Below are 26,080 nucleotides of genomic sequence, written 5' to 3'. Positions count from 1 at the left end.
ACCGGGTTGCAGCCGGTCAGGCGCAAGGCCATTGTGGCGGCATGACACAGACCGCCCGATCTCTGACTTTCAAATCGCCCGAAGAAACCGCAGTTTTCGCACGCCAACTGGGAACATCACTGCGCCCGGGCGATGTTGTTCTGCTGCAGGGCCCGATCGGCAGCGGCAAGACGCATTTCGCGCGCAACCTCATTCAGTCATTGATGGCAGAACCCGAAGATGTGCCCTCGCCAACTTTCACTTTGGTCCAGGCTTACGACACGCCATCAGGGGAAATATGGCATTGCGACCTGTATCGTCTGAGCGCGGCCGAAGAAGTTGACGAACTGGGCCTGACGGACGCTTTCGATACGGCAATCTGCCTTGTGGAATGGCCGGACAAGCTGGGCCCGTTGGCGCCCCAAGGTGCGTTGACGTTGACCTTTGAAATAGACCCTAACAATATCGATTTCCGCTGTGTGACCCTGTCTTGGACTGCTCCGAAATGGGCGGAAAAACTGGAGAGAACTGCATGACCAACAGGACGGTCCTGGCCGAGGCCCTGATTGCACAAACACCCTGGGCCGGAGCAACACGTACGCCACTGGCAGGCGATGCCTCGAACCGCCGATACGAACGGTTGATTGATCCAACCGACGGGCGCACTGCGGTTTTGATGGACGCGCCACCTGAAAAAAGTGATAATGTTGAACCCTTTGTGCGGGTCGCCGAATACCTCCGATCGGTTGGTCTGAGCGCGCCGGAAATCTACGCCGAAGATGCCCAGTACGGTTTTCTGTTGCTGGAAGATCTGGGTGATGACCTTTTTGCGCGCGTCCTGAAAAAAGACCCGGGCAAAGAGCGCGAATTGTACCGCGCCGCCACCGACGTGCTGCTCCACCTGCATCGGGCGCCTTCTCTTGCCTTGCCGTCTTATGATCCGTCCCTGATGACCGAACTGGCGGCATTGGCTTTCACCAAGTATGCGGCCGGTATCCTGGGAATATGTGATGAAGACGCCCTGTCCCGATTCGAGCACCGGTTCGCGGATATCCTGCATCGTGAAACATCCGGTTCGAAAGTGGTCATTCTCAGGGATTATCACGCAGAAAACCTGTTGTGGCTGCCGCAGCGCGAAGGCGTGAAGCGCGTCGGGTTGCTGGACTTTCAGTTGGCCATGCTGGGGCACCCGGCCTACGATCTGGTGTCTCTGCTACAGGATGTACGCCGAGATGTTTCGGCCGGGATCGAAATGCAGATGATCAACCACTATATCTCTGCGTCAGGTATGGACGACCATGAATTCCGCACGGCCTACAGTGTTTTGGGGGCCCAGAGAAACCTGCGTATCCTTGGCGTCTTCGCACGTCTGGCGACGGAATATGGCAAGCCTCACTATGTGGACATGATCCCGGCCGTCTGGGCACATCTGATGCGCGATCTGGATCACCCTGCCCTGGTTTCGGTGGCGTCCCTGCTGCACGAAGCTTTGCCCAGACCCACACCGGAAAACCTGGCCAAGTTGAGAACGCAATGACCGGATCGCCATTTGCCGTAATGCTGTTCGCAGCCGGGTTCGGCACCCGAATGGGCGCGCTGACCAAAGACCGGCCCAAGCCATTGATCGAAGTGGCGGGGCGACCACTGATTGATCATGCGCTGGGTCTTGTCGAAGATCTTGATCCCGTCCGTACCGTTGCCAACCTGCATTATCACGCTGATCAACTCGCGGCGCATCTCGGCCCCAAGGGCGTTCTGCTGTCTCGGGAAGACCCTGAAATTCTGGAAACAGGTGGCGGATTGCGGGCAGCTTTGCCGATGCTGGGCACCGACCCCGTATTCACGTTGAACACGGACGCGATCTGGTCCGGACCAAACCCTTTGACCCTGTTGCAGCACGCCTGGGACCCGGGTCGTATGGATGCGCTGCTGATGTGTGTTCCAGTTGCGCGAACCGTTGGTCATATTGGATCGGGTGATTTCACCGCTGGAAAAGATGGACGGATCACGCGCGGTCCTGGTCTGGTTTACGGCGGGGCCCAGATCCTCAGGGCCCAGGGTTTGCATTCGTTCTCGCAAACTGCGTTTTCACTCAACCTGCTCTGGAACCAGATGCTTGATCAAGGTCGGCTTTTTTCGGTCGAATACCCGGGACGCTGGTGCGATGTAGGTCGTCCGGAAGGCATCGCGCTGGCCGAGGGTTTGCTGGCTGATGTTTGAATCCGGCACCTTACCCCGTGTATTTGCCGTGCCTCCCGGCACGGATTTCCCCAAGGCATTGGTCGATGGCCTGCGGCAGCGCTGTTCGGGCCCGCCCGACGCTTTGGCGCGGGTAGAGTTGGTGCTGAACACACGACGCATGGAACGGCGCGTCCGCGATCTGTTCAATCAGGGGCCACCTTGCCTTCTGCCCCGTCTCTCGTTGGTGACGGACTTGGGTGAAAGGGTTGATCTGGCGCGGATCCCGCCTGCTATCCCGCCTCTGCGGCGGCGTCTTGAGTTGACTCAGCTTGTGTCCAAACTGCTGGAGCAACAGCCGGACCTTGCCGCCCGGTCATCGATCTTTGACCTGTCCGACAGTCTGGCCGCGCTGATTGACGAAATGCAGGGCGAAGGCGTATCGCCCGAAGCGATCCGGCAGCTGGACGTCAGCGACATGTCCGGACACTGGTCGCGGGCACAAGCCTTTATCGGCATCGCTGATAAATTCATCGACACCGGCAGGCAGACGATGGATGCACAGGCCCGCCAGCGCCGCGTGGTCGAAAACCTGATCACGCGATGGCAGATTGCCCCCCCGCAACACCCGGTCATTCTGGCGGGCTCTACCGGGTCCCGTGGCACCACCCTGATGTTGATGGAAGCCATCGCGCGCCTGCCGCAAGGGGCATTGGTGCTGCCCGGATTTGATTTCGACCAGCCGGATCACATTTGGCAGGGGTTGGATGATGCGTTGACGTCTGAAGATCACCCACAATACCGTTTCCGCAAGTTGATGCGCGCGCTGGAACTTGCACCGGGTCAGATCACCCCATGGACGGACTTATCGGCCCCCTCACCCTCGCGTAACCGCTTGATATCACTATCTTTACGTCCGGCGCCCGTCACTGACGCCTGGATGACCGAAGGCCCCGGACTGTCCGATATAAAAGGCGCAACCGACGGCCTGACGCTGGTCGAGGCTCAATCGCCTCGCGCCGAGGCATTGGCCATCGCCCTGCGCCTGCGGCAAGCGGCGGAAACAGAACAGACCGCCGCTCTGATCACGCCGGATCGCATGTTGACCCGCCAGGTCAGCGCCGCGCTGGATCGGTGGAACATCGTGCCGGACGACAGTGCGGGCCTGCCGCTACAACTTTCCCCGCCGGGACGTTTTCTGCGCCATGTGGCCAACCTGTTCACACGCCGTCTGGAAGGCGAGGCGCTGCTGACCCTTTTGAAGCATCCGCTATGTCATGACGGCGGTGACCGCGGAATTCATTTGTTACACACGCGTGACCTGGAACTTGACCTGCGCCGTCACGGCCCGCCCTTTCCTGACAGTGCAAGCCTTGCGGCTTTTGCGGTGCGTAAAGAGGCCCAGGAAAGCTGGGTGAAATGGGTCGTGCAGCATTTCTGCGACCAGCAGATCACCAGTGAGCTACACCTCGCAGACTGGGTGGAGCGTTTGATGACACTGGCCGAGGCGATCTCGGCCGGCAGCACGGGTGAAACAGGTACTCTGTGGGACAAAAACGCAGGCCAAAAGGCGCTGGAGGTGCTGAATTCTCTCAGGGCCGAGGCGCAGCATGGCGGCCTGATGACGGCCCATGACTTTGCCGATCTGCTGGGTGCTCTCCTTGCGGGTGAAGAGGTTCGTGACCGGGATGCGCCGCATCCGCATATCATGATCTGGGGCACGCTCGAGGCACGGGTGCAGGGCGCCGACCTGCTGATCCTTGGCGGGTTGAATGAAGGAAGTTGGCCAGAGGCGCCAACGCCCGATCCCTGGTTGAACCGGCAGATGCGTGACAAAGCCGGCTTGTTGCTTCCCGAACGCCGGATCGGCCTGTCTGCGCATGACTTCCAGCAGGCCATCGGCGCACCCGAAGTATGGTTGACCCGCGCGATCCGCTCGGATGATGCCGAGACGGTTCCGTCGCGCTGGCTGAACCGACTGACCAACCTTTTGCAGGGTTTGCCGGGTCAGGGTGGCCCCGAAGCTCTGGCCAAAATGCGCGCTCACGGCGAAAAATGGTTGAACTGGTCCGAGGCACTGGAAGATGCGCCGCCGATCGACCCCGCACCGCGTCCTTCTCCGCGCCCACCGGCCGCCGCACGTCCGCGCCGTCTGTCTGTGACCGAGATAAAGAGGCTGATCCGCGATCCATACGCGATATACGCCAAACATGTGCTTCGGCTGAAACCGCTAGATCCGCTTGTACAGGCCCCCGATGCCTTGCTGAGAGGCATTGTGATTCACGAAATCCTCGAGCATTTCATCAAGGACAGCGTCCTCGACAGCGCTTTGCTGACGCGGGACAATTTCCTGAAACGGGCGCATGCTCTGTTGGATCAACACGTCGCCTGGCCGACGGCCCGTAAACTGTGGTTGGCCCGGCTTGAGCGGATCGCGGATGATTTCCTCGGGGCAGAGCTCGCGCGCCGGAAGGATGGTGGCCCCGTGGCGTTTGAGGCGGTGATGAAACTGGCGCTGCGCGCCCTGGATTTCACCATTGTCGGGCGCGCGGACAGAATCGATTGCAACAGCCGGGGCGCGTTGCGCATCATCGACTATAAAACCGGCGCACCACCGACGGAAAGCCAGCAATCCAAATTTGACAAGCAGTTGCTGATCGAGGCGGCCATGGCCGAGCAGGGCGGGATTGAGGGTCTTGACCCGACAAGCGTGGCCGAAGCCATCTTCATCGGTATGGGTGGCAGCTATAAGGAGGTTGCGGCGCCCCTGGCGAAAGAACCGACCGACAAGGTTCTTGCCGAACTGAAAGAGTTGATTTCCGCCTATTTAGAGCCTGATCAGGGGTTTTCGTCCCGGCGCATGCTGCACAAGGATACGGATATGGGTGATTATGATCACCTGGCGCGGTTCGGCGAATGGGACCGGACATCGGAAACATACCCCGAGGATCTGACATGAGCCCGCGCAACGACGCAACCGAACGGCAGGTACAGGCCGCGCGCCCCGATGCCTCGACCTGGCTGGCGGCCAACGCCGGGTCCGGCAAAACCCGGGTTCTGACCGACCGTGTGGCGCGTCTGCTGCTGGGCGGGGTCCAGCCTCAGCACATTCTGTGCCTGACCTACACCAAGGCCGCCGCCAGCGAGATGCAGAACAGGTTGTTCAAGCGCCTTGGCAAATGGGCCATGCTGGATGATACCCCCTTGTTGGAGGAGCTGACCGACCTTGGTGTACCCGGCGAAATCGGCTCGGACCGGTTGGCGCAAGCACGCACCCTGTTTGCCCGCGCCATCGAAACGCCGGGTGGTCTGAAAATCCAGACCATCCACTCGTTCTGCGCGTCATTGTTGCGACGCTTTCCGCTGGAGGCTGGCGTTAGCCCGCAGTTCACCGAAATGGAAGACCGCGCAGCAGCCTTGCTGCAAGAGGAAATTGTCGAGGATTTAGCCGCAGGCCCGCAGGCCGGGTTGATTGAAGATGTGGCCCGGTTCGTCACGGACACGGGGTTTGATAAACTGACCGCTGCGATCACGCAAAAACGCAGTCTTTTTGCGCAGCCGCTCGAATGGTCCGATCTGCTGCAACGCTTCGGTCTGCCCGCCGGTTTTGACGAAACAGCGCTGCTTGCCCGTGTTTTTCTTGGTGGCGAAGTCGAACTCATCCAGTCCATACTGCCCGCTTTGACCGAAAGCGGAGGCAACAATGCCAAGGCCGCTGCAAAACTGGCCGCATTCAACGAAGCCAGATTGATACATCTACCCATGTTGGAAAGCGTGTTTCTGACAGGGAAGGGCGCAAAGGAACCCTTCACGGCCAAACTCAACGCTTTTCCCACCAAACCCCTGCGCGAAGGTGTGTTGGCCGACCGGATGCCGCAGATCGAGGCCTTCATGCAGCGGATCGAAACCGCGCGTGAACAACGTCTGGCGCTGGTCGCGGCGCAGAAAACCGCGGTTCTGCACCGCTTTGCCGCAGCCTTCCTGCCGGAATACGAACGGCGCAAGCAATTGCGCGGCTGGCTGGATTTCGACGACCTGATCCTGCGCGCGCGGCAGGTGTTGAACGATCCGGCAGTGGCCGAATGGGTGCTGTACCGACTGGACGGTGGCATCGATCATATTCTTGTGGACGAAGCGCAGGACACCAGCCCCGATCAATGGGACGTGATCGAGAAACTGGCACAGGAATTCACCAGCGGGGAAGGGGCCCGATCCGGGGTCGAGCGCACGATCTTCGTCGTCGGCGACAAGAAACAATCGATCTATTCCTTTCAGGGCGCCGATCCACAGGCCTTTGACAGAATGCAGGAAGAGTTTGGCCGGAAACTGGCTGAATCAGGCTCTAAACTGTGGGATTCGACGTTGGAATACTCGTTCCGATCCTCCAGCGCGATCCTGACCGTGGTCGATATCCTGTTTGATAACCGCTCTGATGCGGGGTTTCACAAGGACAGTCAGCACCGTGCTTTCAAGGCCGATCTGCCGGGTCGTGTTGATCTTTGGCCCGTTGTCGAAAAAGTTGCGGATGCCGAAGACGGGGATTGGACCGATCCGGTCGATCGTCCGGGCGCACGGCATCACACCGTCATTCTGGCCGAGAAAGTTGCACAGTCGATCAAAGACATGATCGAACGGGACGAGACGATCCCGGAAGATGGCAAATCCGGCCGATTCGTTCGTCGAAAAGTGCAGCCGGGGGATTTTCTGATCCTCGTGCAACGCCGCTCGGACCTGTTTGCCGAGATCATCCGTGCCTGCAAGGCGCTGCACCTGCCCATCGCCGGAGCAGATCGGCTGAAAGTGGGCGCTGAACTGGCAGTCAAGGATCTTGCGGCCCTGCTCAGCTTTCTGGCCACGCCCGAAGACAGCCTGTCTCTGGCGACGGTTCTCAAATCCCCCTTGTTCGGATGGTCCGAACAGCAGCTTTTCGATCTGGCGCACCGTCGAAAGGAACAGTTCCTTTGGGCCGCACTGCGCAACCGCGCGGAAGAGTTTCCGGAAACACTGTCTGTGCTGAATGATCTGCGCAGCCAGATCGACTTTCTGCGCCCCTATGATCTGATCGAACGTATCCTGACCCGCCATGACGGACGGCGCAAGCTGTTGGGGCGGTTGGGGGCGGAAGCCGAAGACGGTATCAACGCGCTGTTGTCGCAGGCGCTGGCCTATGAGCGAACGGATATCCCCAGCCTAACGGGATTTCTGGTCTGGATGCAGACCGACGATCTGGAGATCAAACGACAGATGAGCGGCGTCGGCAACAGAATCCGGGTGATGACCGTTCATGGTTCAAAAGGGTTGGAGGCGCCGATCGTCATCCTGCCGGATACCGGCAAGCGCCAGCCTCCGCGTGACGCAGAGATCATGCTGGCCGGCGGAACACCCCTGTGGAAAGTGTCGGCGGACGCATCACCAAACCTGATCTCGCAGGCGCGGGAAGAGGCGCGCAGCCGTGAGGAAAACGAACGGCTTCGGCTGCTATATGTGGCTCTGACACGGGCGGAAAAGTGGCTGATCGTGGCGGCGGCAGGTGATTTGGGGAAAGACGGAAACAGCTGGTATCAGATGGTCGAGGCGGCGATGGATCGGGCCGGGGCCGCTCAGGTGCCGGGTACCGATATCTGCCGCCTGTCCCACGGGGATTGGGACGCGCTGCCCTTGATCGATCAACCGAACACTGCCGTTCGGCAAGTCGAATTGCCGGACATGTTCCAACACCCTGCACCGGATCCGGTTGCGCCTGCCGGCACGCTCAGCCCTTCGGATCTGGGCGGCCCAAAGGCGTTGCCCGGCGATGCCGGCCTGGATGAAGATGCGGCCAAACTGCGCGGAACCCGCCTGCACCTGTTGCTGGAACACCTTCCCGTCGCCGAGAAAGGCCTTTGGCCAGAGCTTTGCACGCGGTTGCTGCCCGATATGCACGAAACGGACCGGCAAGAGATATTGAGCGAAGCCGTAACTGTGCTGAAAGCGGAAGGTTTGCAGCCGGTCTTCGCGCCTGACACGTTGGCCGAAGTGCCCATTACAGCCGCTCTGAACGGGCAGCGGATGCATGGGGTTGTTGACCGTCTAATCCTATCGGAATCGGAAGTGCATGTGATTGATTTCAAATCAAATGCCACCGTTCCAGACCGCGCGGAAGACTGCCCCGAAGGCCTGTTGCGACAGATGGGGGCATACGCGCAGGCGCTGGCGCAGATCTATCCGGATCGCAGCATTCGTACCGCCATTCTGTGGACCCGCACGGCGCGGCTGATGTGGTTGCCACACGATCTTGTGACAGATGCTTTGGCCCGCACCCGGATATCTTGACCTTACCCGATGCGGCACATACGTTCTGTTCCCAAGTTTACCCCATTCAGGAGACAGAATATGTCGACCGTAGCCGTAACCGACGACACCTTTGACGCCGAAGTCAAGAATTCGACCGTTCCCGTGGTCGTGGATTTCTGGGCCGAATGGTGCGGCCCCTGCAAGCAAATCGGCCCCGCGCTGGAAGAGCTGGCGGCCGAGTATGGCGACAAGGTCAAAATCGCCAAGGTCGATGTGGACAGCAACCCGAACTCTGCCGCCGCCATGGGTGTGCGTGGCATCCCCGCGCTGTTCATCTTCAAGGACGGTCAGGTCGTTTCCAACCGCGCGGGCGCGGCGCCCAAAGCCGCCCTGCAAAGCTGGATCGACGAATCCATCTGATCTGGTCCTAACAGATTATCTCGAAGGCGCCTCTGATCGGGGCGCCTTTTCTATTGAAGACATCGGAGACACCAATGGCAAAAACGCGGGTCCTTGTGGAATTCGGGATGGGCACATCCCTGCGCCGGATGGACTATACCCAGGCGTCACTGCGGGCGATCAAGGATGCGCTTTGGCACAACTCGGTCAACATGGCGGAACTGTTCGGGTTTCCGAAAGAGGCGATGATCATTGATGCCGAAATTGGGGTTCAGCAGCCGGATCAGGTGGACACCGAAGCGTTGAAAGCTGTCTTTCCCTATGGTCATCCGAATATCACTGTCACCAAAGGCGGGCTGGACATCGCAAAACCCCACAGTGACGGGCACACGGTCATCGCCAACGCTGCCCTGATCGTTTCCTTCGACATGGAGCCCACACAATGAGTGAAAAACGCATCATTCTGGAGATGGGAACAGGTAACGACCTGTATGGCCGGGACTATACCAAAGCAGCCCGCCGCGCGGTGCAGGACGCTTTGCACCATTCATCTATTACGTTGTTTTCAAAACTGGGGATCGACCATTCCGAAATGCGCGTCAGCGTCACGATCGGCGTGCAGGATCCTGAACAGGTGGATTGCGATCTGGTTGCCTCGGATCTGCCGCGGGGCAGGGCCGAGGTTCGTGCAGTCAAAGGTGGGCTTGACGTTGTCGACGAAGAAGCGGGAACGCGGCACGTGGTTGCAACTGCGGCGATCGAGGCTTTTCTGCCTGATCTTTCCGGAAAATACGTTCAGGGCTAAAAAAAGAAAAAGCCGCTCGGAAATCCGTGCGGCTGTCATGAATTGGCGATCTGCGGGAACATCAGAAATCGGCGATGTCTGCGCGGCTCAGGCCGATATCGTCAAGCTGGGCGTCGCTGAGTTCCGACAGGAGTTTGCGGGTTTTACGGGATTCTTTCCATTCGACAACGGTGTTGACGACATTGGTGAACGCGTCCACTACGTGCAGGATGGTAGCTGCTCCGAGCGGCGCATGAATGTTAGCTGTGGTTGCCATGTGCGCGGTCCTTTGTGAAGAAACAGCCGACCCGTTGTCGGTTGCGAGCCTCATGTAGTCCTGCATGCCCGGACTCACAATTGCTGGTCCGGTAACCCCGGAATGCGTTTTTTGCATATCTTTTAAGCAACTGAAGAACGGGTTGCGCCAACCTGCGACCCAGCCCATATATACCGCCAGCGAAAACGGAGACGATCATGGCAGACAACGACTTTCCCGGTTGGCACGGCACAACGATCATTGGCGTCAAGAAAGACGGTCAGATCGTCATAGCCGGTGATGGGCAGGTCAGCCTTGGTCAAACCGTGATCAAGGGCACGGCCCGCAAGGTGCGTCGCCTGTCTCCCGGAGGGTCCGAAGTTGTCGCCGGCTTTGCCGGGTCGACGGCCGACGCCTTCACGTTGCTGGAACGGCTGGAGGCCAAGCTCGAGGCGACACCGGGCCAACTTGCCCGTGCTTCTGTGGAATTGGCCAAAGACTGGCGCACCGACAAATACCTGCAAAAGCTCGAAGCGATGCTGATCGTCACGGACGGCAAGGACATGTTCGTGATCACCGGGGCGGGTGACGTACTGGAACCTGAACACAACGTGGCTGCCATCGGATCCGGGGGCAATTTTGCCCTGGCCGCTGCCCGCGCGATGATGGACAGTGACAAGTCGGCGGAAGAGGTCGCGCGTCAGGCAATGGCCATCGCGGCCGATATCTGTGTCTATACCAATGGCAAGCTGACGGTTGAGACGATCTCAGGCTAACAGCGCCGAGATCTCCTTGCCTTTCCAGCGGCGATGCATGCCGATCAGGCCAATGATCGCTGCGATGATGACGATGTAATAGGGCACGCGGATATCGATGCTCATCAATCCGCCCCCGATCAGCGACATGATCCCGCCCGCAAGGCAGAACACGGCAGTGGTCACACCCATGACCCAGCCCTGATCCGCTTCGCTGACGCTGGAAGAGAACAGCCCAAGCATGGTGGGGTAGGCGATTCCGAACAGGAAATAGAAGAAAAAGACCGGCACATAACTGAACACGCCGCTTGGGCTGAAGGCGAACGCGAAGCCGCAAATCACCATGACGATGAGCGATGTGCGGATTATCGCATGTTTGCTGAATTTCTCCTGCGCGGGTTTCACCAAAAACGTGCTGGAGAAGGCCAGCGCCACACCGATGACGACCATCGCCACGCTGCCGCCGATGACTCCGTATCCGAAGGCGCTGGTCAGGAAATTGTCGACAAAGACGTAGAAGGTGACATTGGCGATCATGAAGAACGAATAGACCGGCAGGATCTTCAACACCATCGGATGACCACGCACCGCCATCAGGCTGTCTGTTATGTCACGGGGACGGAAAACAAAGGGCGCGCGATCCGTTCGGGTATCCTGGAAGAAAAACAGGACCAGAAAAATTGCAATCAGCACAAGGACAAATGCGCCGTAAAAGGGCGTTCTCAGCGTGGCGAAGCCGCCCAGCAGGGCGGCGTCAGACAAGACCGCGCCGATGATCGGCCCGCCCACAAGACCAAAGCTGACGCCCGTCACGATATAGCCCATGTTCCGGTCCCGGTCTGTCGCGTCAGTACTGCCGTCGATCATCGCCGCTTGCGCAATGGGTTGGTTGCCCGCAGTGAATCCGGTGATCGAACGCCCGACGATCAGCAGAAGAAGGTTGTTGAGATAAAGCGCGGCAATGGTCAGGGCATAACCGGCCAGAGCACCGCCCAGGCACACCAGCAAAGCGTTCTTGCGCCCGATCGAATCCGATACTTTCGAGACATAGACAACGCCCAAAAACCACGACAGGAAAAAGCACCCGATCACGAGGCCGTAATAGAAATGCCTGCGCCCCTCGGGCGTGTTTTCGGGCAGAAACCCGGATTTCGTTTCCATGATCAGCGAGTTGATGATGGGAAAGACCAGCCCCTGTCCGATCAGATCCACAAACACCACAAACAGAAGGGTAATCTTGGCAATTTTCGTCATTAAATTCGTCCCCGGCTCCAATGCCTTGGGACAAGTGTAACAGACGACGACTTTGTTACCTAACGGTGCGTCAGCAACCGGAGGACCCGGCCGCTGACCGAAAGAATTACTTCAGCGACGCAACACCCAGCGGCACACCCGCGACCTCGCACCAGATGTACACCTCATTGTAGCCAGAAACATCCATGGTCGGCGGAACAGCATAGGATTGGCTGCCGGTCAAGTTCAACAGCGCGCCCAGCTTGGTGTCGGGCGCATAGGTCCCATCTTTCCCGAAGGCCACCCGTGGGTCAGGGCCGCCGTCCAGCGAGAAATCATCGCCCAACTCGACGATGTAACGCTCGCCGTCCTTGACCAGCTTCACCGATCCGCTGGTGATGTGGTTCGACCTGCCTTCAAACGTGCCTTTCTTTTTGGCACCTCCGGCCAAAGCAGCCCGGGTGCCAACCAAAGCAAGAGCAGCGCCCGTGGCGGCAGCTTTCGCAAAAAGCGAACGACGAGTCATCATGATAAGGTATCTCCATATGAATGTCGCGGGCGACCTGCCCGTCACGCAAGACTATGGGGCACACACCGTCCCGTGACGATTCACATCGCCGCCAATTTCCGTGTGCTACGTGTGAGTTGGTGTGAGTTTTCCGTGATCAGCTTGTGTTTTTGTGTCTTATGATTAGGTTCCGTTGCGAAACAAACGGATAGAATTTAACATGACCGACCTGACCCCGCGCGAGATTGTCTCGGAACTGGATCGCTTCATCATCGGGCAGAAGGACGCCAAGCGTGCCGTTGCCGTCGCCCTGCGCAATCGCTGGCGCCGCAAGCAATTGCCGGACGACATCCGGGAGGAAGTATATCCCAAGAACATCCTGATGATCGGCCCCACCGGCGTCGGCAAGACCGAAATCAGCCGCCGTCTGGCCAAACTGGCCCGCGCGCCGTTTATCAAGGTCGAGGCCACCAAGTTCACCGAAGTCGGATATGTCGGCCGAGACGTGGAACAGATCGTGCGCGATCTGGCGGATGCGGCCATCCTGCAAACCCGCGAGTTCATGCGCGAAGACGTCAAGGCCAAAGCGCATCAGGCCGCCGAAGACCGCGTGATCGAAGCCATTGCTGGCGCGGATGCGCGCGAAGGCACGCGCGAGATGTTCCGCAAAAAGCTGAAAGCCGGCGAACTGGACGACACGGTGATCGAGCTGGAACTGTCCGACACCACGAACCCGATGCCGATGTTCGACATTCCGGGGCAGCCGGGTGGTCAGATGGGCATGATGAATCTGGGCGACATCTTCGGCAAGGCCTTTGGCGGACGGACCGTCAAGAAACGCATGACCGTCGCCGAAAGCTATGATGCGCTGATCGGGGAAGAGGCCGACAAGCTGCTGGATGATGAAACCGTCACCCGCACCGCGCTGGACTCCGTCGAACAGAATGGCATCGTATTTCTGGATGAGATCGACAAGGTTTGCGCCCGCTCTGACGCACGCGGCGGCGATGTCAGCCGGGAAGGCGTGCAGCGCGACCTTCTGCCCTTGATCGAGGGAACCACCGTCAGCACCAAGCACGGTCCGGTCAAAACCGACCATATCCTGTTCATCGCCTCGGGTGCGTTTCACATCGCCAAACCGTCGGATCTGTTGCCGGAATTGCAGGGGCGCCTGCCGATCCGTGTCGAACTGCGCGCCCTGACCGAAGAAGACTTCGTGCGCATCCTGACCGAAACCGACAATGCCCTGACCTTGCAATACACGGCGTTGATGGGCACCGAAGACGTGACCGTCAGTTTTACCGAGGACGGCATCGCGGCATTGGCGAAGATTGCAGCTGACGTGAACCAGAGCATCGAAAACATCGGCGCGCGGCGGCTTTACACGGTCATGGAGCGGGTTTTCGAAGAACTGTCCTTCGCTGCACCGGACAAAGCCGGTTCGGAGATCACCGTTGATGCACAGTTCGTCAGCGACAATCTTGGTGAATTGACCAAGTCCTCTGATCTGAGCCGTTACGTTTTGTAACACGGCCAGCCGTTTTTTGCCGTTGTTTTGGTCTTGCCATGCTGGACGTCGCGCAGGAATAGGATAGCGTGTGCACAAGTCACCCCGAGGTCTGGCCCGTGCTGCGATATTTCGTCATTCTGTTCATATGCCTTTCGCTCAGCGCCTGTGTCGACCGGACGGTGTCCGAGGTCGTGCCCGGTGCCGTGAACATCGGAACACCTGAAACCATCTTCGCAAGCACGACCCGCGCGCGTGAGGCCGATGGCTCCTATGGATTCCGACGCGGTGAAACGCTCAGGTTCCTGGAAACGACGGTTTCTATTCCACCCACACATACTCCGGGTACGCTCCGCTTCTCCTACGCGAACCCGAATCCGCGGAAAGAATTCGTTCTGGCGGACGTGACCGAGTTGGATGGACCGCAGGGGCTGCGCAAACACCTGCGAGGACAGGATGATGTCACTATCTTTGTGCACGGCTACAATTCGACCCAGACCGAAACGATCTTCCGCGCGGCGCAGCTGACACATGACATCGGCCTCCCCGGATCAACGCTGGTGTATTCCTGGCCCAGCCGCGCGACGGGCTATGGATATGCCTATGATCTGGACAGTATGCTGTTCGCCCGCGACGGGTTGGAACAGACCATCCGCGAACTGAAAACCATGGGTGTCAAACGCGTTATTCTGGTCGCACATTCCATGGGCGGTGCGTTGACGATGGAGATGATACGGCAAACCGAATTGCAGGAACCCGGCTGGGCCAAGCGAAACATCGAAGGGGTCGTTCTGATCTCGCCTGATCTTGATCTTGATCTGTTTCGATCGCAGATGAAACGTATCGACAACCCCCCCGATCCGTTCATCGTAATGGTGTCCCAAAAGGACAAGATTCTGAACATCTCGGGCCGCTTGCGTGGCACGGATGAGGGCCAGCGGTTGGGGAACATCAGTTCGGTTGACTCGCTCGAGGAATTCCCGATCAGCGTGATCGACACGACTGCTTTCAACAGTGATGCCGCATCCTCGCATTTCGTTGCCGCGACCTCTCCGGCTTTGTTGTCGATCCTCAACTCATTGCGGCGGGTCAACAATACCTTCGGGCGGGAAGACCGACCAGCCATTGATATTCTGGTACCACCTAGCGAGCGCAATCCAGATGGAGCCACTGAAATTGTTCTGACGGAAACCGGGCAGGCACAGGTTACCACTCCGTGACGCGGTTCAAGCTGCGTCGGTATCTTCTGGACAATGCCACCTGGCTTGGCGCTGGCGTTCTTCTGACGTTTTTATCCAGCTTCGGGCAAACATTCTTCATCTCGATCTTTGCCGGTGAAATCCGCGCGGAATTCGGCCTCGGCCACGGTGCGTGGGGTGGGCTATACACATTGGGCACAACCCTGTCGGCCATCGTGATGATCTGGGCCGGAGGGCTGACGGATATCTTTCGCGTCCGGGTGCTGGGTCCGGCGGTTCTGGCTGGGTTGGCCCTAGCCGCCCTTGCCATGGCGCTGAATACCTGGCTGCTCCTGTTGCCAGTGGTGATTTTTCTGCTTCGCCTGCTGGGTCAGGGGATGAGCACACATCTGGCCGTGGTCGCCATGGCGCGGTGGTTTACGGTCACGCGGGGCAAGGCGCTTTCCATTGCATCCATCGGCTATGCCATCGGTGAGGCCCTGCTGCCCCTGATCTTTGTTGCAGCCATGGTTTACCTGGACTGGCGTTGGCTGTGGGTCGTCGCGGCGGGGATGACCGCCTTGGGAATTCCCGTTCTGTTGCGGCTGTTGCGCGAGGAACGAACACCGCAAAGCCTTGCCAGCGAATCCTCTGCCATTGGGATGCAGGGTCGCCACTGGAGCCGTCGCGACGCGCTGTTTGACCCCTTGTTCTGGTTCATGGTGCCCGCCGTGCTTGCGCCATCGGCATTCATCACCGCGTTTTTCTTCCATCAGGTCTATTTCGCCGAGGTCAAAGGCTGGCAGCATATCCAACTGGTCGCTCTGTTCCCGGTCTTTACCGGAGTATCACTGCTGTCGATGTTTGCTGCGGGCTGGGCATTGGACAAGTGGGGCACCGCGCGCATCATGCCATTCTATCAGCTTCCGATGGCGGTTGGGTTTGTGGTTCTGGGTATGACTGAATCAATCAGCGGCGCGACGATCGGGTTGGTGTTTCTTGGCCTGACGGTCGGAGCGAACAGCACGTTGCCCAGCGCGTTCTGGGCAGAATTCTATGGGACCCGGCATATCGGGGCCATCAAGGCGTTGGCTGCGGCTGTCATGGTACTGGGGTCAGCCATCGGTCCCGGTCTGACCGGCGTTCTGATTGACCTTGGTATCCCGCTGAGCGTTCAGTTTTTCTGGATTGGCCTGTTCTTCGTGCTGGTATGCAGCCTTGTTTGGGTCGGTATTTCCCGCGCCCGTCACGACCTTTAGCGCACGCGCCTGAGATACACGTAATACGCCCCGTCTCCGCCGTGGCTTATATGAGCCGGCGTGACCTGCATCACCGCCTGCGCCAGCGGTGGGATCGACAACCAATGAGGAACCTGATTTCGCAGAACACCGCGCGGCGTCGGAATCGGACCGGGCTCGTCCCGATCCTTGCCTTTGCCGGTCACGACCAGAACCAGACGCTTACCCTGTGCTTGCGCGCTCAGGATGAATCGGATCAGCGCCGGATGGGCCGAAGCCACCCGCATACCGTGCAGATCCAGCTTGCCTTCGGGTTTCAGCTTGCCGCGCTTCATCCGGCCAAAGGCCTTGTTGTCCATCTGAACCGGTGCATTGCGCAACGCATCCGTCACCGAAGGCTTCAGGTCGTTCGGTTTCGGTTTCGACTGATGGGCCTGTCCAAGTTCGAATGCCTGAAAACGGGGTTTCGGCGTTTTCTTGGGCTTGGGTTTCGGCAAAGAGGTCGGATGGATCGTCTGCGGAATCTCGGGGTGCAGCCTCTCGGCCTGTTTGGCGACCTTGCGCCACAGCTCGATCTCTTCGCTTGTCAGTTTGCGCCGGGTCATCAGAATTCATCCGGCAACAGGGCATAGGCACGCTGGATGGGCAGCAACAGCACCATCCGACCCGGATCCTTCAGCTTACCCGCGGCATGACCGGCTTCGTCCCCCGTTCCGAAAAAGATATCGGCCCGCTGCGCGCCTTTGATGGCCGCACCTGTATCCTGCGCGATCATCAGGCGGCGGATCGGTTTCTTGCCGTCTTTTTCCACCCAAACCGGCGCGCCCAACGGGGTATAGGCCGGGTCGACCGCAATGCTGCGCATCGTCGTGACAGATCGGTTCATGGCGCCCAACGGCCCAAGCTCGGGCGCGACACGTGAAACTTCGCGGAAAAACACGTATGATGGGTTGTGGAGAAGCAGTTCCGCGCCGGCCTCGGGGTTTTTGCGCACCCAGGCGCGGATCATCTGCGCGCTGACCTCATGCGCGCCAAGAATGCCGCGCCGCACCAGTTCCACGCCAATTGACCTGTAGGGATGCCCGTTCGCACCGCCATACCCGACGCGCAAAGCGCCGCCATCCGGCAATCGAACGCGGCCCGAACCCTGGATTTGCAGAAAAAACAACTCTACGGGGTCATCGACCCAGGCAATCTCAAGCCCGCGGCTCTGCATGACATCACTGGTCAGGATTTCTCGTCGGCTCAGCCAGGGCCCCTCAGCGCGGGCCTCGGGCGGCATCTTGTAGATGGGGTATTTGAAACGATCCGTCCGGGTACGCGCACCATCAAGTTCGGGTTCGAAATACCCCGTGAACAGGGCATCCTCACCATCCTCGACCAGAACAGGGCGAAAAAAGAGCTCAAAAAACGACCGTGCCGCTTCGGCATCATAGGTTCTTGCCACACCGCACAGGGCCCGCCAATCGGGATCCTTCAGATCCCCGCAGGTGTTCAGAAAAACGGACAGGGCTGCACCGTGGTCATCCTCGGCCCAGCCACGCAGATCATCGAACGACAGAATGGATCGCGTTGCCTCGGCCCCGGCAGCGCTGGCAGTGGTCATTGCACCCACCAGTAAAAGCGACCGGAGCGTGGCAATCATGCGTCCGTGGCAACAAGCAGCCAGTTCGGATCGTCCTTGCCCATCACACGGGCAAAGGTCCAGCTGTCCTTTTGGCGTTTCACGGTGTTGGGGCTGCCTTCGACGATATCGCCACCGCGATCCCGCACGACCGAAGTCAGTTCACCCACGAATTTCATGGTGATCTCGGCCTGATTGGTATCCTTGTCGAATTTCACATCCGTCAGGGTCGTCTCTCGGACACCGATGAACTCGGCCTCGATCGTCAGGCCCTGATCTTCTCGTGCGGCGACGCCCGCAACGAAGGATTCAAAAACTTCTTCCGACAGGAATGGCTGGATTTCGTCCAGGTTGCCCTTCTCAAACCCCATCACGATCATTTCATAGGCACCGCGGGCACCCTGAACAAACTCGGTGACGGAAAAACGGGGTTCAACGCGTTTCATCGCCGCCAGCGTCTGTGCCAGCTCGCTGTCTTCCGGGACATGGTCTGTGATGTCATGATCCGGGCCGCCTTCGATCACTTCGAAATCGCGGCGCGACTTATGCGCTTCGGGCTGCTGCTGCACAGGCGGTTTCTCAAAACCTTCACGCGTGCCCAACACGCTCTTGAGGCGCAGGATCAGGAAAACGGCAATTCCGGCCAGGACCAGCAACTGGATCATGGGTTCGTTCATTTCATCCTCTTTTCAGAACCGCGGCTTTGTATACGCGGCCTCATGCCACTATGTAGGTGACCGTAGGTGGCAAGTCCACAGCCCGGCCTAAGGGAAAGGATAACGCAAATGTATCTGTTCTTGGCATTTTTGTTGGTGCCCATCATCGAGATCGCGCTGTTTATTCAGGTTGGCGGGTTGATCGGCTTGTGGCCAACCCTTGCCATCGTAGTGCTAACGGCGGTTTTGGGCACTGTTTTGGTGCGGACACAAGGTCGCATGGCGTTGGGAAACCTGCAACGGTCGTTTGCCGAACTGGACGACCCGACCGAGCCGCTGGCCCATGGTGCGATGATCCTGTTGTCGGGCGCTTTGTTGCTTACACCTGGATTCTTTACTGATGCCATTGGATTTGCGTTGCTTGTTCCCGGCGTGCGGGTCGCGGTTTTCAGGTATCTCAGATCGAAAGTCACCGTTACCCAGTTTCAGATGGGTCAAGGCCCCGGTTTTCAATCTCGTGGAAACCCGTTCGATCAGGGTGATATCATAGATGGCGACTTTACCGAGGTCCGCCCGAAAAATGATCCGTCAAAGCCGTCTAAATGGGTGGAAGGCCCCCACCGGCATTGAGGTGCCGCGCCCAACTTGATAAGCAGTGGCGAATTTCATTTTTGGAGTAGATCCATGGCCGAAGAAAAAGCTGCAGAAAACACTGCGGCCAAAGCCGCCCCGCAAGTTCAGATGCGCGTTCTGGGGCAGTTCATCCGCGACATGTCCTTTGAGAACGTGATGGCCCAAAAGGGTGTTTCCGGTGACGTACAGCCCGAAATCGCGGTTCAGGTGAATCTGGACGCCAAGAAGCGCCCGGCTGACCACCAGTTCGAAGTGTCGATCAAGCTGAACCTGACATCCAAAGCCAAAGGCCTGGAAGACGTTCTGTTCCTGTGTGAACTGGACTATTGCGGCCTGTTCCACGTGGAAGGTGTGCCGGAAGACCAGCTGCACCCGTTCCTGATGATCGAATGCCCGCGGATGCTATTCCCGTTCCTGCGCCGCATCGTCAGCGACATCACTCGCGACGGCGGTTTCCCACCGGTGAATCTGGACAATATCGATTTCGTCGCCCTGTACCGCAACGAATTGATGCGTCGTCAGGCCGAACAGTCCCAGAAGACAGACGCCTGAGGGTTCGGCCCGTGCCTGACGGGTTCAGGTGCGGGTCCACAGGGCATTGTCGCCCAGTTTTTCTATGAATGCATCATGTGCCGCGCGTTCATCCTCGGTAATACGAGACGGCAGTGGCGTTGCTCGTGGTGCCGGTCGCCAATCATCGCTGCCGCCTGCCACGGATGATGCAGATGTTGACAGTCCAAAATCGGGCTGTCGTCCTCCGATCAGCTCAAGATAAACCTCGGCCAGGATTTCAGAGTCGAGCAACGCGCCGTGCAGTACACGGTTCGAGTTGTCGATATTGAAGCGACGGCAAAGCGCATCCAGTGAGGCCGGAGAGCCGGGAAACCGTTTGCGCGCAATTGCCAGCGTATCCAGCGCCTGTTCCATCGGGATGAGCGGGGCACCCATCCATTTCAGTTCGGCATTCAGGAACTTCATGTCGAAAGATGCATTGTGGATCACCAGCCGCGCATCGCCGACGAATTCGCGAAAAGCGTGACCGATCTTGGCAAAAACCGGTTTGTCTTTCAGCGTCACTTCACCCTTTTCGGGCGGGCGTGGGTTTTCCAACAGGTCCGGGCCGATGCCATGCACGCCAAATGCCTCTTCCGGCATCGAACGTTCGGGGTTGATGTAGACGTGATACGTCTCACCCGTTGCGACGTGGTTCCACAGTTCAACGGCGCCGATTTCCACGATCCGATCACCGCTTTCGGGATCGAAACCCGTGGTTTCGGTGTCGAGTACAATTTCACGCATCTGCCATCCCCGCCCGTATCTGCCTGACCACATCCTGCACCTGCGCGCGGGCGTGGTCCAGCGTGTCGGTCACGATGACGTAATCCGACCGCGCGCATTTTTCTTCATTCGGCATCTGCTTGGCGCGGATTTGCTCGAACTGCGCCTCGGTCATTGTGCCCCGTTCCATGACACGCCGTTTTTGCTCGTCGGCCGGGATCGAAACACAAGCCACCGCGTCCATCGCCGCGTCACCGCCCGTTTCAAACAAAAGCGGAATGTCGAACACCAAGATGTCGTTTGTCGCGGCTTCACGAAATGCTGCGCGGTCAGCAGCGACCAGAGGGTGGACGATGGCTTCGATGGCCTTCAGCGCAGCAGGATCGGCGGCAATTATCTGTTTTAGCGCCTCCCGGTTGACCGCACCGTCCTGAATGGCCGACGGAAACAATCGTTCCATGGGGCCAACGGCCGCGCCCCCCCTGGAATACAGGCGATACACCGCCGCGTCCGCATCCCACAAGGCACAACCTTTTTCGACGAACATCTGCGCCGTTGTGCTTTTCCCCATGCCAATGGAACCGGTCAGGCCAAGCGCAAAACTCATGCCAAGGCCGCCGCACGCGCATCAGCATCAACTTCGGGGCGCACGCCGAACCAGCGTTCGAAACCGGGCACTGCCTGATGCAGCAACATGCCCAGCCCATCGACTGCGGTGCATCCTGCCTGTTCAGCGGTTTGCAACAAGCGGGTTTTCAATGGCGCATAAACCAGATCCGTCACCACGGCACCGGGCTGCAACCCATCAAGCGGAACCCGCAATTCCGGTTGGCCCTGCATGCCCAACGAGGTGGTGTTCACCACGAGTTCTGCGTTTTCGATGACATTTCCGGCCTGAACCCAATCCACCACGCGGATACGTTGACCGAATTCCTCTTTCAGATGATCCGCACGGGCGCGGGTTCGGTTGGTCAGCAGGATTTCCGGAACACCCGCGTCAGATAATGCCTGCAACACGGCGCGCGCGGCCCCTCCGGCCCCGAAGACAACAGCCGGTCCGTCCTTTGCATTCCAGTCCGGAGCACCAGTGCGAAGATTCTCCATGAACCCGTACCCGTCAGTGTTATCCGCGTGGATCGAGCCATCTTCACGAAACACCAGAGTGTTCGCCGCACCTATCACTGTTGCGCGGTCAGACGCATGATCCGCGATCTTCAAGGCGGCTTCCTTGTGGGGAACGGTCACATTGGCGCCGACAAAACCCGCCCTGGGCAGGGTGCGCAGCACAGTTTCCAGGTCGGCGGGTGCCACATCCATCGGGATGTAATGACCGGCAAGACCGTATGTCTTCAGCCAATGACCATGCAGTTTGGGGGATCGTGAGTGACCAATGGGATGTCCAATCACACCGGCCAAAGGAACCCGATAGTCCGTCATTGATCGATTACCCCTTTGACAGCCAGAAAGTTGAGCAGCTCCAACAGGGGCATACCCAAAACGTTAAAATAGTCGCCGTCAATGGTGGCGAACAGGCGGACACCTTCTTCCTCCAGCTTGTAAGCTCCGACGGCGTGGCGGATACTGTCCCAGTTTCGCGCGACGTAATCTTTCAGATAGGCGTCGGAACTGGCCCGCATCCGCAATCGTACCTGCCCCACATGCCGCCAGACCGGCTGAGCATTCTGATAGATCACCGCTGCGGACAAAAGCATGTGACGCTTGCCTCGCATGGCTTTCAGCTGGGCCAACGCCTGTTCGGGGGTTTCCGGCTTTGACATCAGCTGACCGTCAAAATCCAGAACCTGATCGCATCCCAGGACCATGGCACCGGGATTTTTGTCACTGACCTTCCGCGCCTTCATTTCTGCGAGTGTATCGGCAATGTCCCGTGGTGATGCGTTTTCAGCCAGCAGGGCACGTTTGGCCGTCTCTTCATCCACGCGCGCGGTTTGAACCACAAACGGTACGCCTGCATTTTCAAGCAGCTGCGCGCGAATGGCGGACCCGGAAGCAAGAAGAATGGGGACAGACATGTGGAAAACCCCGTGCGCAAATCATTGAGAGTTCAGGGGTGCTTTGTATGGTTTTCCGGTTGACACGCAACCCCGGGGATTTCGCGCCAGAGATCCCAGAGTCGCTCAAATCTCATCCCGTCCGGACAAGGATAAGTCGGTTTCTCTGGAAAACCCCGATATCCCAAATTCTCCTACCAGTTATCCCCAAGCGGAACAAGGAATACTGTTATTAAACTATTGATTTTAAATAATAAAAATATCAGCCAACAGAATCACCTGAAAAATTCCGTGCTCTGTCCACCTGGGGAAAACACTTGTGTAAAAAAGTAATCCACGGATTTTACTCACCCTACAAAACCATCATCCTTTTTCTTTTCTTATTTTTTTATTAGGGAGGGTCCCGAACAACGCCCGGAGCCGAAATGACCGATCTTCTGTTCACTTTGTACCCATGGGTGAAGTCACTCCATATCATGGCGGTGATTTCGTGGATGGCCGGCCTGTTCTACCTGCCCAGGTTGTTCGTCTATCACGTCGAAAAGGCGCAGGCCGTCGAAGGCGCACAGGACATTTTCTTTGAAATGGAAGAAAAGCTGCTGCGTGTGATCATGAGACCCGCGATGATCGTTGCGTGGGTTTGTGGTTTGATCATGGTGTTCACGCCGGGCATCGTGGGATGGGACTGGAGCTGGCCTTGGGTCAAGGGCGCTGCCGTGATCGGCATGACCTGGTTTCATCACTGGCTGATGGCGCGACGCAAGGATTTTCTGGAAGGCCGAAACACGCTCAGTGGGCGACAGTTTCGCATGATGAACGAGGTCCCGACCGTTTTGATGGTTGCCATCGTTCTAGCGGTTGTTCTGAAGTTCTGAGGGCATGTTTGACTCCGCCCCTCACTGCGCTTATGTAGGGGTCAACACGCCCGTCCGGGCGGCGTATCTTCCAAACTGAAATTCCACTTCGTGCCGCGCTGTCAGCGGTGAAGGTATATATCATGACAACCGAATCCCTGAATCTTGCTGACCTGAAAGCCAAAAGCCCCAAAGACCTTCTGGCGATGGCCGAAGAGCTGGAGATTGAAAACGCCTCGACCATGCGCAAGGGCGAGATGATGTTCCAGATCCTGCGTGAACGCGCCGATGAAGGCTGGACCGTTGGTGGCGATGGCGTGCTTGAAGTGCTTCAGGACGGATTCGGCTTCCTGCGCTCGCCCGAGGCGAACTATCTGCCCGGCCCGGATGACATCTACGTCTCACCCGAGATGATCCGCCAGCACTCATTGCGGACAGGGGATACCGTGGAAGGCGAGATCAAAGCCCCGGATGAGAATGAGCGCTATTTCGCGCTGACAAAGGTGACCAAGATCAACTTCGAAGACCCGGAAAAGGCCAGGCACAAGATCCTGTTCGACAACCTGACGCCGCTTTATCCGGATGAGCGGCTGAAGATGGAGATCGAGGATCCGACCATCAAGGACAAGTCTGCACGGGTGATCGACCTGGTCGCGCCGATCGGCAAGGGCCAGCGGTCGTTGATCGTGGCGCCGCCGCGCACCGGTAAGACGGTGATCCTGCAAAACATCGCGCACTCGATCGAGCGCAACCACCCGGAATGCTACCTGATCGTCCTGCTGATCGACGAACGCCCCGAAGAAGTCACCGACATGCAGCGTTCGGTGAAGGGCGAGGTGGTATCCTCGACCTTTGATGAACCCGCGACGCGCCACGTGGCTGTGTCGGAAATGGTCATCGAAAAAGCCAAGCGTTTGGTCGAACATAAACGAGATGTTGTTATTCTTCTTGATTCGATCACAAGACTTGGTAGGGCATTTAACACAGTGGTCCCATCCTCGGGTAAAGTTCTGACCGGTGGTGTGGACGCAAACGCCCTGCAACGGCCCAAGCGTTTCTTTGGCGCGGCGCGGAATATTGAAGAGGGTGGCTCGCTGACGATCATCGCAACCGCACTGATTGATACCGGCAGCCGGATGGACGAGGTCATCTTTGAAGAATTCAAAGGTACTGGTAACTCGGAAATCGTTCTGGATCGCAAAATCGCGGACAAGCGTGTGTTCCCGGCCATCGACATCCTGAAATCCGGCACGCGGAAAGAGGACCTGCTGGTCGACAAGGGCGATCTGGCCAAGACCTTCGTTTTGCGGCGTATCCTCAACCCGATGGGCACGACCGACGCAATCGAGTTCTTGTTGTCCAAGTTAAAGCAGACAAAGACAAACAGCGAATTCTTCGATTCCATGAACACCTGACACTGGTCTTTAACTCTAGCGAGGCCTTCGAATGGATACGATATTCGCCTTGGCCAGCGCGCAGGGCAAAGCCGGGGTGGCGGTCATCCGCCTCTCGGGTCCGGACTCTCATTCAGCTGCGGCGCGCCTGACGGGTGGTGCGCTGCCAAAGCGTGGCATGGTCCTGCGCACTCTGACCGATCATGGCGGAGCACGTTTGGACGACGGATTGGTCTTGACCTTCCAGGCCCCGGCCAGTTTTACCGGTGAGGACGTGGCCGAGCTTCAGATTCATGGAAGCACCGCCTCTGTTAACGCCGTTCTGCGTTGCCTGTCGGATACGGAAGGATTGCGCATCGCTGAACCGGGTGAGTTCACACGACGGGCGCTGGAAAACGGCAAGATGGACCTGACTCAGGTCGAAGGCCTGGCCGATCTAATCGATGCAGAAACGGAAGCACAACGTAAGCAGGCTCAGACCATTCTGGCGGGCGAGCTGGGCACGTTGGCTGAACGGTGGCGTCGGGATTTGATACGGGCTGCGTCCCTGTTGGAGGCCGTCATCGATTTTGCTGATGAAGAAGTTCCAACCGATGTGACGCCGGAAGTGCGCGAGCTGATCCAAGGCGTCATGTCGGACCTTCATCGCGAAGCAGATGGCGTCAAGATTGCCGAGCGAATTCGTACAGGGTTCGAGGTTGCGATCGTCGGCCTTCCAAATGCGGGAAAATCCACTCTTTTGAATGCTTTGGCAGGCCGTGAGGCGGCCATTACTTCGGAATATGCCGGGACCACGCGCGATGTGATCGAAGTTCGAATGGATCTGGCTGGTTTACCGGTGACCTTGCTGGATACGGCAGGCCTGCGAGAGACCGAAGATCATGTCGAAAACCTGGGTATCGAGCTTGCGCGCAGCAGAGCAGAGGCCGCCGACCTTCGCGTTTTCCTGTCTGAAACACCGAAGGACCTGGGGGTGGAGATGCGGGAAGATGATATACATGTTTTGCCCAAAGCAGATCTTAGAGGGATCGGGGAAAAGGGTGTTTCAGGGAAATCTGGCCAGGGAATAGATGCGTTAGTAGACCAGATATCGTGTGTTTTGCGCCAACGAACCACTACCCATGGTATTGCAACTCGGGAACGTCACCGCATTGCAATTACCAGAGCATTGGATTCACTCACATCTGCAATCTCGGTTCTGGAATCAGGCCCAGACCTGTATGATATAGCGGCAGAGGAGCTGAGAACCGCCATACGCGCCCTTGAATCCTTGGTGGGCAGAATTGACGTGGAAACTCTGCTGGATGAAATCTTCTCCAGCTTCTGTTTGGGAAAATAAGG

At 58.3% G+C, this 26,080-nt stretch carries 27 protein-coding genes; 17 read left to right on the top strand and 10 right to left on the bottom strand.

The window, feature by feature from the left end; translation table 11 throughout:
* The first annotated feature begins 41 nt into the window (after positions 1 to 41).
* From tsaE to ACR0LI_RS11635, 8 genes are all read left to right on the top strand, one after another.
* Positions 42 to 515 carry a tRNA (adenosine(37)-N6)-threonylcarbamoyltransferase complex ATPase subunit type 1 TsaE gene (gene tsaE / locus ACR0LI_RS11670; protein ID WP_480718548.1) on the top strand — a complete coding sequence of 158 codons (474 nt, stop codon included), beginning with the start codon at positions 42 to 44 and terminating at the stop codon, positions 513 to 515.
* Positions 512 to 1,516, top strand: coding sequence for an aminoglycoside phosphotransferase family protein (locus tag ACR0LI_RS11665; protein ID WP_480620637.1), 1,005 nt, complete (start codon positions 512 to 514; stop codon positions 1,514 to 1,516). The genes tsaE and ACR0LI_RS11665 overlap by 4 nt, the downstream gene beginning before the upstream one ends.
* Positions 1,513 to 2,199 (top strand): nucleotidyltransferase family protein, encoded by a 687-nt coding sequence (locus ACR0LI_RS11660; RefSeq protein WP_480718547.1) that lies wholly within the window; start codon positions 1,513 to 1,515, stop codon positions 2,197 to 2,199. Before ACR0LI_RS11665 ends, ACR0LI_RS11660 begins: the two co-directional genes overlap by 4 nt.
* Positions 2,192 to 5,116 (top strand): double-strand break repair protein AddB, encoded by a 2,925-nt coding sequence (gene addB, locus ACR0LI_RS11655; RefSeq protein WP_480718546.1) that lies wholly within the window; start codon positions 2,192 to 2,194, stop codon positions 5,114 to 5,116. Before ACR0LI_RS11660 ends, addB begins: the two co-directional genes overlap by 8 nt.
* Positions 5,113 to 8,469 carry a double-strand break repair helicase AddA gene (addA, locus tag ACR0LI_RS11650; RefSeq protein ID WP_480718545.1) on the top strand — a complete coding sequence of 1,119 codons (3,357 nt, stop codon included), beginning with the start codon at positions 5,113 to 5,115 and terminating at the stop codon, positions 8,467 to 8,469. Before addB ends, addA begins: the two co-directional genes overlap by 4 nt.
* A gap of 9 nt (positions 8,470 to 8,478) precedes the next feature.
* Positions 8,479 to 8,850, top strand: a complete 372-nt coding sequence (trxA, locus tag ACR0LI_RS11645) for a thioredoxin (protein WP_348539528.1) — start codon at positions 8,479 to 8,481, stop codon at positions 8,848 to 8,850.
* 74 nt (positions 8,851 to 8,924) lie between these two features.
* Positions 8,925 to 9,275: a Lin0512 family protein gene (locus tag ACR0LI_RS11640; protein WP_210093119.1), complete on the top strand. Its 351-nt coding sequence runs from the start codon at positions 8,925 to 8,927 to the stop codon at positions 9,273 to 9,275.
* Positions 9,272 to 9,634, top strand: a complete 363-nt coding sequence (locus ACR0LI_RS11635; protein ID WP_210093120.1) for a Lin0512 family protein — start codon at positions 9,272 to 9,274, stop codon at positions 9,632 to 9,634. The genes ACR0LI_RS11640 and ACR0LI_RS11635 overlap by 4 nt, the downstream gene beginning before the upstream one ends.
* Positions 9,635 to 9,695: 61 nt before the next feature.
* Here the strand turns inward: ACR0LI_RS11635 and ACR0LI_RS11630 are convergent, their stop codons facing one another.
* Positions 9,696 to 9,890, bottom strand: a complete 195-nt coding sequence (locus tag ACR0LI_RS11630) for a DUF1127 domain-containing protein (RefSeq protein WP_171635335.1) — start codon at positions 9,888 to 9,890, stop codon at positions 9,696 to 9,698.
* A gap of 197 nt (positions 9,891 to 10,087) precedes the next feature.
* Here ACR0LI_RS11630 and hslV point away from each other — a divergent pair, with 197 nt between their 5' ends.
* Entirely contained in the window at positions 10,088 to 10,645 is a 558-nt protein-coding gene (gene hslV, locus ACR0LI_RS11625; protein WP_171635337.1) for an ATP-dependent protease subunit HslV, read from the top strand.
* Here hslV and ACR0LI_RS11620 read toward each other — a convergent pair.
* Together ACR0LI_RS11620 and ACR0LI_RS11615 are read right to left on the bottom strand one after the other, a co-directional pair.
* A complete protein-coding gene (locus ACR0LI_RS11620; RefSeq protein WP_171635340.1) occupies positions 10,637 to 11,878 on the bottom strand; it encodes an MFS transporter in 1,242 nt (413 codons plus the stop codon). The two genes, hslV and ACR0LI_RS11620, sit on opposite strands and share 9 nt — an antisense overlap.
* A gap of 106 nt (positions 11,879 to 11,984) precedes the next feature.
* On the bottom strand, positions 11,985 to 12,386 hold the full coding sequence (locus ACR0LI_RS11615) for a DM13 domain-containing protein (RefSeq protein WP_209834389.1): 402 nt from the start codon (positions 12,384 to 12,386) through the stop codon (positions 11,985 to 11,987).
* Between the two features lie 199 nt (positions 12,387 to 12,585).
* Between ACR0LI_RS11615 and hslU the strand changes: the two genes are divergently transcribed.
* From hslU to ACR0LI_RS11600, 3 genes are all read left to right on the top strand, one after another.
* Complete coding sequence (hslU, locus tag ACR0LI_RS11610; RefSeq protein WP_171723995.1) at positions 12,586 to 13,893, top strand: ATP-dependent protease ATPase subunit HslU; 1,308 nt, start codon at positions 12,586 to 12,588, stop codon at positions 13,891 to 13,893.
* Between the two features lie 68 nt (positions 13,894 to 13,961).
* Positions 13,962 to 15,092, top strand: coding sequence for an alpha/beta hydrolase (locus ACR0LI_RS11605; RefSeq protein WP_480718544.1), 1,131 nt, complete (start codon positions 13,962 to 13,964; stop codon positions 15,090 to 15,092).
* The gene (locus tag ACR0LI_RS11600) at positions 15,089 to 16,309 is read left to right on the top strand and encodes an MFS transporter (RefSeq protein ID WP_480718543.1); all 1,221 of its coding nucleotides are present in this window, start codon (positions 15,089 to 15,091) and stop codon (positions 16,307 to 16,309) included. The genes ACR0LI_RS11605 and ACR0LI_RS11600 overlap by 4 nt, the downstream gene beginning before the upstream one ends.
* Here ACR0LI_RS11600 and ACR0LI_RS11595 read toward each other — a convergent pair.
* Genes ACR0LI_RS11595 through ACR0LI_RS11585 form a run of 3 tightly spaced genes read right to left on the bottom strand, consistent with a single transcriptional unit; the run spans position 16,306 to position 18,589 of the window.
* Entirely contained in the window at positions 16,306 to 16,893 is a 588-nt protein-coding gene (locus ACR0LI_RS11595) for a Smr/MutS family protein (RefSeq protein WP_171723997.1), read from the bottom strand. The genes ACR0LI_RS11600 and ACR0LI_RS11595 overlap by 4 nt on opposite strands.
* A complete protein-coding gene (gene mltA, locus ACR0LI_RS11590; RefSeq protein WP_480486190.1) occupies positions 16,893 to 17,933 on the bottom strand; it encodes a murein transglycosylase A in 1,041 nt (346 codons plus the stop codon). The genes ACR0LI_RS11595 and mltA overlap by 1 nt, the downstream gene beginning before the upstream one ends.
* Positions 17,930 to 18,589: a Tim44/TimA family putative adaptor protein gene (locus tag ACR0LI_RS11585; protein ID WP_480718542.1), complete on the bottom strand. Its 660-nt coding sequence runs from the start codon at positions 18,587 to 18,589 to the stop codon at positions 17,930 to 17,932. Before ACR0LI_RS11585 ends, mltA begins: the two co-directional genes overlap by 4 nt.
* 108 nt (positions 18,590 to 18,697) lie before the next feature.
* On the opposite strand from ACR0LI_RS11585, the gene ACR0LI_RS11580 reads away from it, so the two are divergent.
* Positions 18,698 to 19,198 (top strand): FxsA family protein, encoded by a 501-nt coding sequence (locus tag ACR0LI_RS11580; RefSeq protein ID WP_152459621.1) that lies wholly within the window; start codon positions 18,698 to 18,700, stop codon positions 19,196 to 19,198.
* Positions 19,199 to 19,252: 54 nt separating this feature from the next.
* Positions 19,253 to 19,753: a protein-export chaperone SecB gene (gene secB, locus ACR0LI_RS11575; RefSeq protein WP_152459620.1), complete on the top strand. Its 501-nt coding sequence runs from the start codon at positions 19,253 to 19,255 to the stop codon at positions 19,751 to 19,753.
* Between the two features lie 24 nt (positions 19,754 to 19,777).
* On the opposite strand, the gene dnaQ is transcribed toward secB, so the two are convergent.
* The 4 genes from dnaQ to ACR0LI_RS11555 are packed head-to-tail and all read right to left on the bottom strand — an operon-like array spanning position 19,778 to position 22,512.
* Positions 19,778 to 20,500, bottom strand: a complete 723-nt coding sequence (dnaQ, locus tag ACR0LI_RS11570) for a DNA polymerase III subunit epsilon (protein ID WP_171724000.1) — start codon at positions 20,498 to 20,500, stop codon at positions 19,778 to 19,780.
* Positions 20,493 to 21,086: a dephospho-CoA kinase gene (gene coaE, locus ACR0LI_RS11565; RefSeq protein ID WP_480718541.1), complete on the bottom strand. Its 594-nt coding sequence runs from the start codon at positions 21,084 to 21,086 to the stop codon at positions 20,493 to 20,495. Before coaE ends, dnaQ begins: the two co-directional genes overlap by 8 nt.
* Positions 21,083 to 21,916 carry a shikimate dehydrogenase gene (locus tag ACR0LI_RS11560; RefSeq protein ID WP_171635358.1) on the bottom strand — a complete coding sequence of 278 codons (834 nt, stop codon included), beginning with the start codon at positions 21,914 to 21,916 and terminating at the stop codon, positions 21,083 to 21,085. Before ACR0LI_RS11560 ends, coaE begins: the two co-directional genes overlap by 4 nt.
* On the bottom strand, positions 21,913 to 22,512 hold the full coding sequence (locus tag ACR0LI_RS11555) for a Maf family protein (protein WP_152459616.1): 600 nt from the start codon (positions 22,510 to 22,512) through the stop codon (positions 21,913 to 21,915). Before ACR0LI_RS11555 ends, ACR0LI_RS11560 begins: the two co-directional genes overlap by 4 nt.
* Positions 22,513 to 22,916: 404 nt before the next feature.
* On the opposite strand from ACR0LI_RS11555, the gene ACR0LI_RS11550 reads away from it, so the two are divergent.
* From ACR0LI_RS11550 to mnmE, 3 genes are all read left to right on the top strand, one after another.
* Positions 22,917 to 23,366 (top strand): CopD family protein, encoded by a 450-nt coding sequence (locus tag ACR0LI_RS11550; RefSeq protein WP_171171524.1) that lies wholly within the window; start codon positions 22,917 to 22,919, stop codon positions 23,364 to 23,366.
* A 122-nt stretch (positions 23,367 to 23,488) separates the two neighbouring features.
* Positions 23,489 to 24,760: a transcription termination factor Rho gene (gene rho, locus ACR0LI_RS11545; RefSeq protein ID WP_171635359.1), complete on the top strand. Its 1,272-nt coding sequence runs from the start codon at positions 23,489 to 23,491 to the stop codon at positions 24,758 to 24,760.
* Between the two features lie 31 nt (positions 24,761 to 24,791).
* A complete protein-coding gene (mnmE, locus tag ACR0LI_RS11540) occupies positions 24,792 to 26,078 on the top strand; it encodes a tRNA uridine-5-carboxymethylaminomethyl(34) synthesis GTPase MnmE (RefSeq protein ID WP_171724003.1) in 1,287 nt (428 codons plus the stop codon).
* The last annotated feature ends 2 nt before the right edge of the window (positions 26,079 to 26,080 follow it).

The sequence above is a fragment of the Ruegeria sp. CL7 genome, assembly GCF_056536445.1.
The sequence above is the reverse complement of the archived record's forward strand: the minus strand, read 5'-3'. Positions and strand labels throughout refer to the sequence as shown.

What these genes read in the sequence shown, in the direction of transcription:
- tsaE (WP_480718548.1), top strand. Translation starts at nt 42, where the DNA reads ATGACACAGACCGCCCGATCTCTGACTTTCAAATCGCCCGAAGAAACC.
- ACR0LI_RS11665 (WP_480620637.1), top strand. Translation starts at nt 512, where the DNA reads ATGACCAACAGGACGGTCCTGGCCGAGGCCCTGATTGCACAAACACCC.
- ACR0LI_RS11660 (WP_480718547.1), top strand. Translation starts at nt 1,513, where the DNA reads ATGACCGGATCGCCATTTGCCGTAATGCTGTTCGCAGCCGGGTTCGGC.
- addB (WP_480718546.1), top strand. Translation starts at nt 2,192, where the DNA reads ATGTTTGAATCCGGCACCTTACCCCGTGTATTTGCCGTGCCTCCCGGC.
- addA (WP_480718545.1), top strand. Translation starts at nt 5,113, where the DNA reads ATGAGCCCGCGCAACGACGCAACCGAACGGCAGGTACAGGCCGCGCGC.
- trxA (WP_348539528.1), top strand. Translation starts at nt 8,479, where the DNA reads ATGCGGCACATACGTTCTGTTCCCAAGTTTACCCCATTCAGGAGACAG.
- ACR0LI_RS11640 (WP_210093119.1), top strand. Translation starts at nt 8,925, where the DNA reads ATGGCAAAAACGCGGGTCCTTGTGGAATTCGGGATGGGCACATCCCTG.
- ACR0LI_RS11635 (WP_210093120.1), top strand. Translation starts at nt 9,272, where the DNA reads ATGAGTGAAAAACGCATCATTCTGGAGATGGGAACAGGTAACGACCTG.
- ACR0LI_RS11630 (WP_171635335.1), bottom strand. Translation starts at nt 9,890, where the DNA reads ATGGCAACCACAGCTAACATTCATGCGCCGCTCGGAGCAGCTACCATC.
- hslV (WP_171635337.1), top strand. Translation starts at nt 10,088, where the DNA reads ATGGCAGACAACGACTTTCCCGGTTGGCACGGCACAACGATCATTGGC.
- ACR0LI_RS11620 (WP_171635340.1), bottom strand. Translation starts at nt 11,878, where the DNA reads ATGACGAAAATTGCCAAGATTACCCTTCTGTTTGTGGTGTTTGTGGAT.
- ACR0LI_RS11615 (WP_209834389.1), bottom strand. Translation starts at nt 12,386, where the DNA reads ATGATGACTCGTCGTTCGCTTTTTGCGAAAGCTGCCGCCACGGGCGCT.
- hslU (WP_171723995.1), top strand. Translation starts at nt 12,586, where the DNA reads ATGACCGACCTGACCCCGCGCGAGATTGTCTCGGAACTGGATCGCTTC.
- ACR0LI_RS11595 (WP_171723997.1), bottom strand. Translation starts at nt 16,893, where the DNA reads ATGACCCGGCGCAAACTGACAAGCGAAGAGATCGAGCTGTGGCGCAAG.
- mltA (WP_480486190.1), bottom strand. Translation starts at nt 17,933, where the DNA reads ATGATTGCCACGCTCCGGTCGCTTTTACTGGTGGGTGCAATGACCACT.
- ACR0LI_RS11585 (WP_480718542.1), bottom strand. Translation starts at nt 18,589, where the DNA reads ATGAACGAACCCATGATCCAGTTGCTGGTCCTGGCCGGAATTGCCGTT.
- ACR0LI_RS11580 (WP_152459621.1), top strand. Translation starts at nt 18,698, where the DNA reads ATGTATCTGTTCTTGGCATTTTTGTTGGTGCCCATCATCGAGATCGCG.
- secB (WP_152459620.1), top strand. Translation starts at nt 19,253, where the DNA reads ATGGCCGAAGAAAAAGCTGCAGAAAACACTGCGGCCAAAGCCGCCCCG.
- dnaQ (WP_171724000.1), bottom strand. Translation starts at nt 20,500, where the DNA reads ATGCGTGAAATTGTACTCGACACCGAAACCACGGGTTTCGATCCCGAA.
- coaE (WP_480718541.1), bottom strand. Translation starts at nt 21,086, where the DNA reads ATGAGTTTTGCGCTTGGCCTGACCGGTTCCATTGGCATGGGGAAAAGC.
- ACR0LI_RS11560 (WP_171635358.1), bottom strand. Translation starts at nt 21,916, where the DNA reads ATGACGGACTATCGGGTTCCTTTGGCCGGTGTGATTGGACATCCCATT.
- ACR0LI_RS11555 (WP_152459616.1), bottom strand. Translation starts at nt 22,512, where the DNA reads ATGTCTGTCCCCATTCTTCTTGCTTCCGGGTCCGCCATTCGCGCGCAG.
- ACR0LI_RS11550 (WP_171171524.1), top strand. Translation starts at nt 22,917, where the DNA reads ATGACCGATCTTCTGTTCACTTTGTACCCATGGGTGAAGTCACTCCAT.
- rho (WP_171635359.1), top strand. Translation starts at nt 23,489, where the DNA reads ATGACAACCGAATCCCTGAATCTTGCTGACCTGAAAGCCAAAAGCCCC.
- mnmE (WP_171724003.1), top strand. Translation starts at nt 24,792, where the DNA reads ATGGATACGATATTCGCCTTGGCCAGCGCGCAGGGCAAAGCCGGGGTG.